The 13,710-nt window shown below is 23.7% G+C and carries 12 protein-coding genes; all 12 read right to left on the bottom strand.

The window, feature by feature from the left end:
* The 12 genes from AC0B4K_RS00825 to AC0B4K_RS00770 all read right to left on the bottom strand — a co-directional run bounded on the left by AC0B4K_RS00825 (position 1) and on the right by AC0B4K_RS00770 (position 13,708).
* Positions 1–1,341, bottom strand: a complete 1,341-nt coding sequence (locus AC0B4K_RS00825; protein ID WP_465103387.1) for an Mbov_0396 family ICE element transmembrane protein — start codon at positions 1,339–1,341, stop codon at positions 1–3.
* Positions 1,342–1,344: 3 nt separating this feature from the next.
* Positions 1,345–1,719 carry an Mbov_0395 family pilin-like conjugal transfer protein gene (locus tag AC0B4K_RS00820; protein WP_465103386.1) on the bottom strand — a complete coding sequence of 125 codons (375 nt, stop codon included), beginning with the start codon at positions 1,717–1,719 and terminating at the stop codon, positions 1,345–1,347.
* A 49-nt stretch (positions 1,720–1,768) separates the two neighbouring features.
* Positions 1,769–3,523 (bottom strand): CDS14 family ICE transfer lipoprotein, encoded by a 1,755-nt coding sequence (locus AC0B4K_RS00815; protein ID WP_465103385.1) that lies wholly within the window; start codon positions 3,521–3,523, stop codon positions 1,769–1,771.
* A gap of 257 nt (positions 3,524–3,780) precedes the next feature.
* Positions 3,781–4,008, bottom strand: a complete 228-nt coding sequence (locus AC0B4K_RS00810) for a hypothetical protein (RefSeq protein ID WP_465103384.1) — start codon at positions 4,006–4,008, stop codon at positions 3,781–3,783.
* Positions 4,009–4,017: 9 nt separating this feature from the next.
* Positions 4,018–4,380 (bottom strand): hypothetical protein, encoded by a 363-nt coding sequence (locus AC0B4K_RS00805; RefSeq protein ID WP_465103383.1) that lies wholly within the window; start codon positions 4,378–4,380, stop codon positions 4,018–4,020.
* A 24-nt stretch (positions 4,381–4,404) separates the two neighbouring features.
* Positions 4,405–4,665: a hypothetical protein gene (locus AC0B4K_RS00800; protein ID WP_465102040.1), complete on the bottom strand. Its 261-nt coding sequence runs from the start codon at positions 4,663–4,665 to the stop codon at positions 4,405–4,407.
* A 2-nt stretch (positions 4,666–4,667) separates the two neighbouring features.
* Entirely contained in the window at positions 4,668–6,629 is a 1,962-nt protein-coding gene (locus AC0B4K_RS00795; RefSeq protein ID WP_465103382.1) for a hypothetical protein, read from the bottom strand.
* Positions 6,619–7,296 (bottom strand): hypothetical protein, encoded by a 678-nt coding sequence (locus tag AC0B4K_RS00790; RefSeq protein WP_465103381.1) that lies wholly within the window; start codon positions 7,294–7,296, stop codon positions 6,619–6,621. Before AC0B4K_RS00790 ends, AC0B4K_RS00795 begins: the two co-directional genes overlap by 11 nt.
* Before the next feature lie 148 nt (positions 7,297–7,444).
* Positions 7,445–9,799 (bottom strand): type IV secretory system conjugative DNA transfer family protein, encoded by a 2,355-nt coding sequence (locus AC0B4K_RS00785; RefSeq protein ID WP_465103380.1) that lies wholly within the window; start codon positions 9,797–9,799, stop codon positions 7,445–7,447.
* Positions 9,768–11,057, bottom strand: a complete 1,290-nt coding sequence (gene mobL / locus AC0B4K_RS00780; protein ID WP_465103379.1) for a relaxase MobL — start codon at positions 11,055–11,057, stop codon at positions 9,768–9,770. The genes AC0B4K_RS00785 and mobL overlap by 32 nt, the downstream gene beginning before the upstream one ends.
* Before the next feature lie 338 nt (positions 11,058–11,395).
* Positions 11,396–12,259 carry a hypothetical protein gene (locus tag AC0B4K_RS00775; protein WP_465103415.1) on the bottom strand — a complete coding sequence of 288 codons (864 nt, stop codon included), beginning with the start codon at positions 12,257–12,259 and terminating at the stop codon, positions 11,396–11,398.
* A 300-nt stretch (positions 12,260–12,559) separates the two neighbouring features.
* Positions 12,560–13,708, bottom strand: coding sequence for an IS3 family transposase (locus tag AC0B4K_RS00770; RefSeq protein ID WP_465103414.1), 1,149 nt, complete (start codon positions 13,706–13,708; stop codon positions 12,560–12,562).
* Positions 13,709–13,710: the final 2 nt, after the last annotated feature.

Genomic DNA, 13,710 nt, shown 5'->3' with positions numbered 1-13,710 from the left:
TTATTTTTTACCTCCTGTAAACATTCCTTTTACTACGTTAGAACCAATATTTTTGAAATCTACTCATCTATGTTTACCATTAATTAATCTTTCAGCTTTAGCAAGAGTTTTTGTATTATTGCCTCCAGCTGCTAGCATATTTCTTCCTTGGGCTCTTAAAGCTGCTTTTGCTTCATTTGCTTTTATCTTACCTTCTTTATATCCTTGACTAGCTCCCTGTGCTTTATTTGAAATATTTCTAAGTCCTTGTTTAAAATTCTGTGCATTAAATGTTCTGGTGTTTAATTCTGTTCCTATATATTTAATAACCATACTTGAAATTGTTTTATATGCATAAACAGCACCTGTCATAAAAATTGTTTTGATAAAAACTCCTGCAAGTTGAGTAAAATTGTTGGTATTGATTAAAATAATATTACTATCATCTCTTTTAAAATTAGATAAAAATGTATTACCAGCACCAATAAATATAAACATTAATCTAAGACCAATTAGATAAACACTTAAACTCAAAAGTGAACCTAAATATTCATCTTTTCATATAGCAATTTTCTTTCCACCATCACTCATTGATCAAGGAACAATAAATGGAAAGAAAATAAATAAGACCATCATTTGAAATAATTTTGTAATTACATCAAAAATTACACTAATCATTATTTTTGCTATCATAACAATTAATGCTGCTCCCAAAATGCCACTTACTAATAAACCAATTAAGCCAACTGAATCAAAATAATTACTATAAACATTTCAACTAAAATAAGCACCCAAAGAAGAATAGTCAGCATTACCAATAGCTTTTGCTATTTCACCTTTATTAAAATTATCATTTGCTAAGAAAGCTTGTAAAAAATTATTTACAAACATTCCACTATAATCTTGCGATCCCAATAATAGACCTGTAATTCTTAATATAACAAAATTCAAAGCAAATATTGCTCCTTGTATTACAAACAAAAGACCTATTCCTTTTAATGCTGTAATTAAAGCGGCTTTCATGATGTTGTGACCTTTTTCTGCTCCAGATAGTGTAAATCTTAATATAGTTAAAATCAACATAATCATTCAAATTACTAATGATACAATTAAGAATTGATACCACACAGAACCAATATTTATTAATCGCTCTCCGATAACCTCATTATTAATAATTGAACCAAATAATAAATAATTTGGGAATTCATAACTAAATAAATATATCATCTTAATTATTAAAGATACAACCATTAAACATAAAAGTAATATCGAAATAATTATTGCATAAAGTAAATACCCAACTGAAACCTTAGCTAATAAATTAGTTAAAGGTTCAAAAATAATTTCTAATATTGATAACATTTTTTAAGCTACCATAAAATTATTTTTTAATACAATGATTGAATTATTTAGTAATTGATTAGACACATAAGGATTTACGTTTTGTCTTGCTGAAGCAACGCTGCTAACTACTACTGCTGCAATTCCTCAGAAAAATAAAATCAAAACAACTGCTCCTATCGCTCAAAAAATCTTTAAGTTATTTGCTTTCTTTTTTTGTGGATCTGTTGTTTGCGAATTTTGCACAAAAGCTAAAATAATAGCCCCTAAACATCATAAAACCGCAACACCTAACAAAGCCCCACCTACTATATTCATTATTTTTCATACTTCGCTAGCTGTATTATTAAAACTTTGCTCTGCATTTGTTAATTTATCATTAAATAAAATATTTATCATATCTACCTCCAAATTTTTAAATTAAAAAGATAATTGCTTTTTTAAGCAACTATCTATAAATATTTTTTATTTTTTCAAAAATTGCATTTACTTTATTTTTAGCAATTAAAGAATCTTGTGCTTTTAAATTAAATTTATAATCAAAAGTGTCGATTCTTGCTATTTTATTTCTGTTTTTTACTCTTGGACTATGTTCAAAGATATAGTTTAAGTAAAAAAATGCATAGTCATAAACTGCTTTTTCTACACTATCACTAGCATCACTTAAAACTTGCAGCACTTTATTAAGTTCTGTGTTTTCGCTTAATCCAACAAGGGTATAAAATGGCATTATTGTATTTAAAAGTTCATTGTAAACAAATCTGTATGTATACATAAAATCATCTGTTCTAGAATATCCAAATAAATCAGCTATAACATAATTTTTGTCTTTATCCTTTATGATTTGTGATTCATTTAAAGCAAATGTATCTAATCCAACGAAATCTAAAATAGCCTTCCCATATTCTTTTAAAACTATTTTAAAACTTTCATATTTATTTAAATTTTCATTTTCTAAAGTTAAATCACCTTTTGAAATAGCATATAAATACTCGCTAATACTTTTATCGCTAGGTAAAATTTCATTCATTTCCATTAATGCTAATTGAAATTTTAAAACCTTTAAATAAACCTGTCTTTCTCTTTCTTCTACAAAGTAATTTTTAGCAGCACTATATAAAGCTAAATCCAAGACATTCGGCGATCCATAATTAGCTGTTTCTGGCATTTTTTGACCATCAAGTGGATTATAAATATAACCATAATATTTTTCATCATAAGCATTAGCCACTCAATTTCTATATCTATTTTTTATTTTGAAATTTGTTGAAAATGAATATGGTAAAACTCCCATTTGAAAATCCTTATTATTTCATATATTATTATCATAATTAGTGCTTATTACATTATCAAACCATAGTTTATGAACTTGTGCTCTATTTCTATCTTTATCTTTCGAATGAACACTTGTCATTGTATCATTAGCTTCTCTATAAGGACTTGCTTTAAAAAATCTAACATATTTATTTTTATAATGCTCTTTTTCTTTTTCAGGATATTTATAAAAATACTCTTCATTTTCATTTTGATATCCAATTTCAGAAAAATATTTATGATCTGAACTTTCTAAGAATTCAATCATTTTTTGCGCAAATTGTTTATTCATAGATTTGTTATTAAGTTTATTATCACCTTCTAAAAACCTTCTTATCATACTGAAAAATTCGCCAAGTACTAAATATTCAATACTAAACTCATTTTTCATTCATTCTTGATATTCAGGATCATTTCTTTTAGTTTCATACTCAGCATCACGTTTTTCTATTTCTGCTTTGAATTTATCCCTTTGTGCTTTTGTCATTCACCAATCACTAACAAGATTCTTTTCTCTGCCTAATGTTTTAGCGTCTAATGATGAAATAAATGGCTTGGTAATTAATTCTTTTCATTTATCAGTGTAATAATAATCAACATCATAATCTTTTTCATTTAAAACAACATCTTTAAAATAGTATTTATGATTTGGTTTTAAAAAATAATTAGTGTCATTTTCTTTAAAATATAATCTACCTTCAGCTAAAAGTTGCTTATCAACTTCTGGATCATTTTCAGAATCTTTTTCATATCCGCCATGACTTGGTTGGCCTCCGCCTCTTAAATCTCTATAACTTGGAACTTGAATGCAAGAATTAACTAAAAATAAACTACTTATACTAGAAAGAGTAAATGAATAACTTAATATTTTTTTAACTTTTCTGCTCATCTTTACCTCTTATAATTTATTATTTATAAATAAATTATATCATAATTTATAGTTTTTGCTTTCGATTCAGTTTTCAAAGAACAATAATAATAACTCATTTTAATGTTACAAATGTAATAATGCCAATTGTTGCATATTTTTTTGCTTTTAAACTTCAACTTATCTCCGTTGTATTGATAGCAAAAAGATAAAATGCCAAAAATATTGATATCACTACAGCTATACCAGTTAAAATTGTTAAAAACTTTTTACTCATTTTAAAATGGCCTTTTTGACCTATTATCTTTCTGGCTCTTTTGGTATGCATAAGTTTCGTTAGTTACAAAATTCCTTTTTGCTGTCGAAACTTTTAAGACTTCAATTTTAAATTCATTAAAATCTAGCATTTTAGAAGCTTCAAAAAAAGTTTTGTAGAATCCAATTATTTTCCGCATACCGTTATCAAATACCTGAACACACATAAAATTTTCTTTTAACTGTGTCATAAAAACCTCCTACATATTTAATAATGATGATCCAATAAAGGTTGTTTCATATTCATTAGTTTTAGCATCTTTTCTAACACCTATCTCTCCTATAATTCTTACTTCTTTATCTTGTAATTCATCAAAATTCTTAAATATTTCACTATCAAAAAAAGTAATTCTATAAAAACTATTTTTTACCTTTAGATTAATTACAAAAAATTCTTGATAACTTTCTTTGAATTTGTCAAAGTATTTCCCTTTAAATGTAGAGCTAACTTTACCAATAAACAAAAAATTAGCTTTATGTTTTTCTGTATTTTGTTCTTGTATATTATCGTCAAACAATTTTTTTAATACTTGTTCTTGCAAATTATAATTATCATTATTCATTATCTAGCTCCTTTTCATATCTTCTTATTTGTTAGTCATTTTTATTCTTTGACTAACTCCATATACAAATTCATAATTTATATTTTTAATTTTTTGAGCATCATTAAAAACTTTTTTAACTTCTTTTGAATTTATACTTATACTTCCTGATGATTTTTTAGCATTAAATTTCTTTCTAATTAATTCATATCCTAAATTTCTTCAATGCTGTTTAACTTTTTGATAATTTTCTTTATTAATATCAAAATAATTAATCCATATATATTCTTCTTTTGATTTCTTCAATTTTAGATCCTCAATTCCATTTTAGTTTCTTTTTTATCGCAAAATTGTTTGACTAATTCATCAAATTGCTTGTTTGGCTTTTTTAAATTTTTTTGAATATATTCATCAGTAATAACCTCTAATGAAACTAAATTAATTTTATTTTCTTCACTATTTATTTTTACATAGTTATCTTCTTTAATGTTGTTTAATAATTCTAAATTTGTTGTCAAATCAGGTATATATTTTAAGTATTCAGTTTCAAGACCTTCTTCTTTACAATTATTGTGTAATTCAATGTATAAATCCTTAAATTTTTTAACATTAATTTCTTCTAAATAATCTTTAAATATTTTTTCACTCATTAATGTTTTTTTAAATTCAGCATAATTATTCTCGATAACAATATGCATTTTTTCTTTTTCACTTAATTCTTCTTGAGCATCATTCTCATCAAATTCAAATAACTTACTTTGTTTGTAATTAATTATTTTTTGCTCTTCATGAGTATTAATTTCTTCTTCAAATTGTGTTTGTTTTTGTTTTTCGAGTTTTTCATTTATATGAAATATCTTTTCATACATATCAAAAAATCTTTTATTTGTATTTTCGTCTAAATATTTAAATACATCTTCTTTAACATCATCTAAAAAAGCTTCACTTTTATTAAACGAGCTTTCAAAACCAACTTTTACTAAATATCTTTCAAACCCTCTTGCGAAAATTTCTTCATGGTTCGTTAAATAATCTTTTAAATTACCATGAGCAATATTTTTTATTTCTCCTTTTCTTTCTAATTCATTAAATTTATTGATATAAATTTTTTTTAATTCCTGAAATTCAGGATTTATCAACGAAAAAGGAAGTGTAATATTTTTTTCATATAATTTTTTACCAAGTTCATAGTCAATGTGATGTGCATATTCATGCATAAAACTTTGAATATGCGGAACATCATTATCTTTATGTTGATTTACATTTATTGTTATATTCTTAGCATGTGGAAAATAAACACCTTTAGCTTTTAAATTATCTGTTTTTCTAAATCTTAAAGTCAAATCTTTATTAAATTCCTCAAGTAAAAATGGTTTTATTTTTTTAAACTCTTTTGACAAATTATCAATAACTTCAAAATTAGAATTTGGATCTATTTCAAATTTCTTAAATATTTCTACAAAACTTGTTGACTTAGCTTTTTCTAAAGCTTTTAATGTCATGTTCTTTAAATCTTCATAAGATTTAGCTTTTTTATGATAATTTGTCTCAAATGATTTAATAGCATTTAAAAAATTAAATTTTTCATTAATATACAAAATACTTTTATTTCGTATTTCAATAATTTCACTATATCAGTCAGCTTGTGAATTTATTTCGTGTTCACTAGGAACTTTATCAATTACATTATTTTTCAATAACAATTCTTTAAATGTTTTAGATGAAAATGTAAGCATAGAGTTGGTATTAATTTTATGAATATCTCAAAAAACTTTGAATCTCATTGAGGTTCCTGTGTTATAGTACGTATGTGCTTTAAATATATATGATGGTTTATATACTTTTACATATTGGCCTTGTCCAAATTCAGCTTTATTAAATTTTTTATTATCCATATTTATATAAAGAAGATTATTTACTTCACTAAGACCTTTTACGTCAATTGGGTTATTATATGTGTTTTCATTTATTTTTTTTCAAACCATGTCTTTTTTCTCCAAACCAAGAGAATAACTTAGTATTTCAAGGATAATTTTCTCTTTTTGTTCTTTGCTTTCGCAAAATTCATCTAACAAAAGCCAAAAAACTGAATTAGTAAGATCTGAATAATTATGTTTTGAAAATTGTTCTTGTTCTTTGGTTCCTCATTTAGGTACATAAAAATTTAATTTTTCATTATATTTATCTTTTCTTTCCTTTTTAGCAAAATAATCTTTTAAAATTCTGTTTAGTATTTTTTCATTTTCAAAAAAGTTCATTTTAGTTTCCATCCGCTTCTAGATATTTAGCTAATTCATAAGAAGCAAGCAATAATTTATAATAATTTTCCTGTGTTTTTTCTACTTGTAAATGATGATATAAATTAAGAGTAATAATATTTATCTCTTTTTTGTTGTCTGTTGCTCATTCAATAAAATCGCTAAAATAAGAGCTTGTTACTCGTTGTGGCTTTCTGTTTTCTTTAACAGCCAGTTTGTTTTCTTCCTCTTGAAGTTTCTTTATTTCATTAATCATAGATTGCTTAATAGTTTCTTCTTTTGCTTCTTCTTCATCTAGATTATTTTCAATTAAATTTTTCATATATAAATCTTGTATTTCTTCATTAGGTTTTTCTTTAACTTCTTGTTTCTTTAGCTTTTTCTCCGCATTAAACTCTGGTCTATATAAAACATTACTTATTTCTATATAATCTTTTTCTATCTCTTTTTCTTTATTTATAAAATTTCCTTTCATTAATAACTCTATATCTTTTTCTGAATATCAAACTACATTGTCATAGCTTAATTCTACATATTTACCTTTTTTATTAACTAACTTAAGAGCAATTGAACTATAAATGCTCTCTAATCCTTTTTCTCTTAAGTCTTTATCTACTTTTTTAATTAGTTCATCATATAGATGAATGTTATTTTGCTTTAAAAATTCTTCTTTTTTCATTGATACTAGTCTCCTGTTCTTTCTATCTTTATAACTATCATTGTGTAAAGGAATTTTTTATTTAGTATTTGAACAATCTCGCTATCAAATTTACTAAATAAATATTACGAAATAAAACTAATCTTATTTTCTTTACTTTTCCCAGAATTTACATTTTTCCTCCTTTAGATTTCTTGTATTTTTTAATAACTTTATCATTGATAAATTCTTTTAATTCTTCCTTTGCTAATTCTTTAAAATCATCTTCTGAATTTTGATATTCTTTATAAAGATTGCTTATTCTTTGGAATTCATAATTTAAATTGTTTTTTTTCAAAATGTTTTTTATTTTGAAAAAGTTGCCATTATTTAAATATTCTTCAATTTCATTAATATTTAAATCTTTCTTTTGTTCACCAATATCATCATCTTCTTCATCATCTACGTCCTCTCTCATAGAAATTTGAGTAGTTTCAAATACATTTTGCCTAATCACTTTAAAGTCCTTATTATCATTTCTTAACTCCTTTTGATTCTTAATTTGCTCAAATCTCTTTTTAGCTTCAATTTCATTTAAGTTTTCTAATTGCATAATCTTATTTATTTCTTTTTGTATTAGGTTCTCTGTTAGGTTATTGCTTTCTTTTTTAAATCAACTATCAATATCAAAATGCTTAAATTGTAAGGAATTCTCATTATCATCAAATTTAAATTTATCATTAGAAAAATATTTATAAGTTAAATTTGTTTTGATATATAAAGGAGGTAATCCTTCAATAAAGACCAAAATATTTGAGGCGGCTTTTTTGCTTAATTCTTGTATTGAAATCAAGGGTTTTTCTTGATAAGAAATATTCTCACTTGTATTTTTTCCATTTTTTGAATATGAATATTTTTCAACTTGTTTAGTTCCTAGTTTATTAATGAAGTATTTTTTAGTATTTTCATCTGATGAATTTAAGAAATAAACAAATTGAAGATTAGAAAGAATGATATTATCAACTTCTCTATTTTCGTTAGTATTATATTTTTTAAGTTGATTTTTATCTTGTAACACTAAGCAAAATAAAATATTTCTAGAACGATTTATTGATAGTTTATTATCTAAATTAGGAATTTGGGGTAGGTTACCAAATTCTTCTAAAATAATCAATAATCTTCTTTCTAACCTTTCAAATCCTTTTTCTTCTAAATTTCTTTTTGCTTTATCAATAGCTCCTTGATAAAGTTCATCAATTAATAAACTTACTAATTTATGATTTGCAGTATTTTGATCTGCATAATGAATAAATACAACAAACTTTTGCTTTTCATTATTAAAAATATCGTAAATATTAAATCGCTCTGAATACGATGTTAAATTTTTAATAAATTCATCTTTTACAAACATATCTAATGATCTAAGTCCATTTTGAAGTTGAGACCCTAATGTAGCTTCTGCATTTGAAACCATACTTATATAATCTTTATAAATTGAATTTCATAATTCATTATCATTTTTATGTTTTTCCAAAATTTTATACAATGTTAAATTTTGATATTTGACGTTAAAATTAGAGGTAATATTTTGTGCAATATTAGTAAAATTAAAATCTTTTGCTTCAAAGTTATTTAAATAAAACTTCATTAACAAAAACGTTTTTGCAACTATTTCGATAAATTTTTTTCCTGAAGAATTTCAAAACTCATTAGCTTCGCCTCCTAATCCTCAATTAAGATTATCAATCAAAGCAATCAATCTTCTATATGCCTCAAAAAGCAAATCTAAATTTTGCTTTTTTTGTGCTTCTTCAACAATTTGAAAAACTGTTAACAAAGGATTTCAATTTAGACTTTTTTTAGTGTTTTCAAAGTCTATAACATAAATTTTGTATCCTTGCTCTTTTAGTCTTTTTCCTGTAAAAGTTATTATTTCTCTTTTAGGATCATTAATTATTAAATTTGGTCTATATTCTTCATCTAAATTAATGTTATATAAAATATTAGGTAACAAAATTCTTTGTGTTTTACCTGAACCAGTCCCTCCAATTATTAGTGAATTTTTGTCTATATCTTCATGCTGAATATTTAACCATTTCTTTTTATTCTTTTCAAATTTTAAAACTCATGAACTAGATTTGTTAAAACCATAAGAACAATGCTTTTTAAATAATGAATAATCTTTCTCCTTATTAATTTCATTTAAAAGCCAATTAGAATTATGATCTTGTTTTCTTCTTAATACTTTTCATAATTTTTTTATATTTTCTTTAAATAAAAAGAAAGCAAAAACAAAATTAAGTATTAAGTAAATAAAAGTAATTGGTGTTAAAAAATTTTTATTACCGTTTTGAAAATTATTTACAAAACTAAAATTTAAAATATTTCAAATCTTTAAATTTTTAAAATTTCCCTTTTGTATAATTAAAAATTCAAATAACCCAAATAAAATTCAAAAACTTAGTAAACATACAATAATAAAAGCAAATAATTTAAAAACAATTAAGACTTTACTATTCATAACTAATTCCTTTCATTTTTTCATATTCCTCAATTGATTTGGATTCGAAAAATTGATAAGCCAGCCGTTTTAAGTATTTAGTATCTTTATCATAATAAGCAAAATCTTTTTCAAACATTTTTTTAAAGCTATTCTTGTATGTGTTTTTTGTTGAATTTGTCTTTTTATCTAGTCATTCTGATCTTTCAAATTTCAAAATTTCTTTTAAAATAGCATTATTTATTTTTCTTTCAAATTCTTTTTCCTCTTTCAAAAGTCTCCTCATAAATTCCTCTTTTAAAATTTGAGAATCGATTTCTAATTTTTTATATTCATTTAATGTCTTGTAAAAATTGTTGTAAATCATAAAGAAACTATGATTATTTTTCATTAGTGTTTCTTTTATTTTTAAAATTATTTTTTGTGAATGTGGTGTTAAATGTGAATATCATTGATTATTATTTATTTGACATTCTTTTTTTATTTCATCAATTTCAGATTTAAATTCCTTTTTGACTTCTCTAGAATTTTCATTTTCAATTAATTCTTTTTTAAATTTGATTTTAATATTTCTTAAATTGTTATTTAATTTATTAATTTTTTCAATATCTTCATCAAAAGTAAACTTACTTAAAATATCTAATTTCAATTCTTCGAATTTTCTTCTAGTAATATTTTGTTGTATTCCAAATAACTTTCTATCTTTATTTCTTTTTAATTTAGTTTCTCAAAAACTAATATGAATATGTGGATTATTTGTGTTACCATGAATAGCATAATAGATTTCTAAGTTACTGATATCAAACCCAAGGCCACTTGATTTTAATCATTTAAATAAACAATCTTCAATTAATTTTTTCCAAGCATCTTCCCCTATCATTCCATTTTTTTGCATATCATCATTTGAACTAATCACCATATCATAAAATGGTGTTTTTAATTTAGCTGATGCTTCTTTTACTTCTTTAATATCGATATTCTTAAAATATTTTCCATTCTTAAAAGCATACAAGCCACTTGGCGGATTATCTAAATTCGCTTTTAAATATTCTCTGTATGTTTTTAAAATTTCATTTTTTTTTCTTTCGCCTAACAAAGTCAAATCACTTGTTAGCTCTTTTTCTTTTTCGGCATTTAGCTCACTCATTGCAACAGCTTTATCTTTTCTAATAAAGTAATCTACTCAAAAACCATTTTCAACTCAATCTTTATGATTTCTATAATTATTTAATCCAGTATAGTATCCTTTGTCATTTGTAATAAAATTAAAGCTTATATAAAGCTCTTTCTCTTTTTTTGTCAATTTGCCACCTTTCTAATTAAATTAATATATTAAGTTATTAATTTAATATTCTCACACATACTAAGGTCTATAGAAAAGAAAGCTATCACTTTCTTTGTATTTTACTTACATAAAATAAAGTTACATTTTTTGGCATTTTTTAAAAATCAAAAAAAAAATAGGAAATTTAAGAAAAAAACGTAACACTAAAAATCAGTTTCTTAAAAACCGTTCTTACAACCAATAAAACTAGATAAAATCAAAAATAAATAAAGGTTGTAAAAGTAAGTAATATTCCGGCTTATAACAATCAGTAAGCAAGAATATTACTTACTTTTACTTTTATCAACATAATCTATTTAACAAAATTGAATTCGATCTAATTTATCATAAAAAGTTCTAAATCTTTTAATTACAGACTTTTCGAATTTATATTTAACACAAAATACATCTTCATATTTTTTGTTAGCAAAAATAAACAAAATTTGAGTTATAGCTTTTTTAATTCTTGAAGCATTTTCATTTTTTTTACTTGAATTAAATAAGTTATTGCTAAGTATTTTTTCATCTGCTTTTTTTATTTTTATGGTTAAAGCTTTTTTCTTATTATTTTGCTTTTTCAATCATTTTAAAAGCATTACTTTCTTAGCAAATTCTCTTCCGAAAGCAAGTAAACAAAAAAGTAAATTGTCTTTAAATTTAACAACAAAACCTGGTTGATTTTTTTGGTTTAAAATTAAGTTAAATTTTTTTATTTTTATTTTTTTAAAATCAATTTCAATCAAGCCAAGTTCCTCAAATTTTTTAAGACTGTTTTCAACTGTTTGCCTTGGAATTCTAAATTGATTTTTCATAATTTTTTTAAACTCTAAAATTTCAATATTGTTTTTAATTGTTTTGAATCGTTTGCCTCTTTTCCAAAAAGCTTTTAACAAACAAAAAACTAAAAGATCACATTGACTTAATAATTTAAGTAAATTCTCATTAGTTTTAAGTTTAATATTTTCAAATTCTAAAAATTTAAAAATATTTTTAAAATCAAAATCTTTATAAACTTTGATATCAAAACCTTTAGTTCCTAAAGACTCAACAACAGATTTGAGTATGTATTTTTGATTTCTAGTTTCTAAAGCTTCTATAATTCTTTCTGTTTTTAATTTTTGCTCCCATTCTTTAGAAGTCATAAAGATAATTTCTTCAAGATTATGTTTAATTACTGACATAATTTTGCTCCTTTATTTTTCAATTAATAAAAATTATGGTATAATATATTTATCAAGATTATGTATATGCGGGTTTGCTCCAAGATCCCGCATATTTTTTTTATCTCTTTTTTATTACTTGATATAAAAACACTGACTTTTTGAGTCAGTGTTTTTATCGTTTTATTACCACCCCTTTTTCTGCCGGGTCCAAAAAAAATAAAATAACAACCTAAACTGGGAAATTTTTTTCGGACGGTTTTACCTTCCCCAACCATACCATTTGGCTAAGCCAAACGGAATGCTTTGGGAAGGTTTTTTTTATCTTATTCTTTTATAATTATATCAGTTTATAAATTCTTTGATTTTTTGTGATAATTCAATAAAAGTAAGTCTTTTACAGGTTTGATCAAAATTTGGGAAAATTTCACTTTTAAGAATTGAAAAGAAATACTCAATTTCACGATTGTCAAGACTATTACCAATTCTTGACATTGATATTTTACCTTTTAGTGATTTTATTTTCTTAGTATATTCAAGCGAAGAATAAGCAGATCCATGGTCAGAATGTAAAATAAAATTATTTTTGAATTTTGTATTGGTGATATTATTTAAAATTAGTTCAGTATCATTTCTAAGTGATAATTCATAGGTCACAAACTTAGTTTTATGATCAATAATTGCAGATAAATAAATATGATTCTGTTCAATATCTTTTGGTGCTGGTATATAGGTCACGTCTGTTGCATATATATTATTGTTGCTTGAATTATAATCTCTTTTTACTAAATCAGGTACTTTAACACTAGTATTTTTAGATTCTTTAGTTTTATGTTTTTGTCTAACAAATGTTTTCAAATTCAGTTTTTTCATATAATTTCCTAGGGTTCTAGGATTTATTTGAATATTATATTCTTGGAAAATATATTTAGCAAGTCTCCTTCGTCCATACCTTTCTTTATTTTCGACAAAACTTTGAAAAATTATTTCTTTGTGTTTAACCTTTAGTTCTTTAGTCTTGTTGTTATCTTTCAATTTCTCGTAATATGTAGATCTTGAAACACATATCATTTTAGATTTTTTAGTATGTGAAAGATTCTTGATTTTCTTTATCTTTGAGATATCTGCATCAATATTATTTTCATTAAAAATTCGATAGTAGTATTTTATAACTGCATCTTTTTCATCATCTTTAAGAGTATCAATTCATGTATAATCGAGAACTTTCTTTTTCTTTCTCCCAACACCTTTATCTTTCTTAGGTGATTTACCGCTTTGTGATTCTATGTTCATATTTAAATTATATAGTTTTCTTTTCTTTATCATATTTCTCATTGATTCTTTATTTCAGTATACTTTTCTGATATCAAAACAGAAATTATCAAATTCTGCCTTGGTTATTCTCAAATTCAAATATTTATCGTACAAATCGAATATTTTGACCCATTCCTTAGTCTTTAAATGTCTCATAA

It is taken from the genome of Mycoplasma sp. 11548 (genome assembly GCF_055523555.1).
This window is presented reverse-complemented; position numbering and strand designations above follow the sequence as displayed.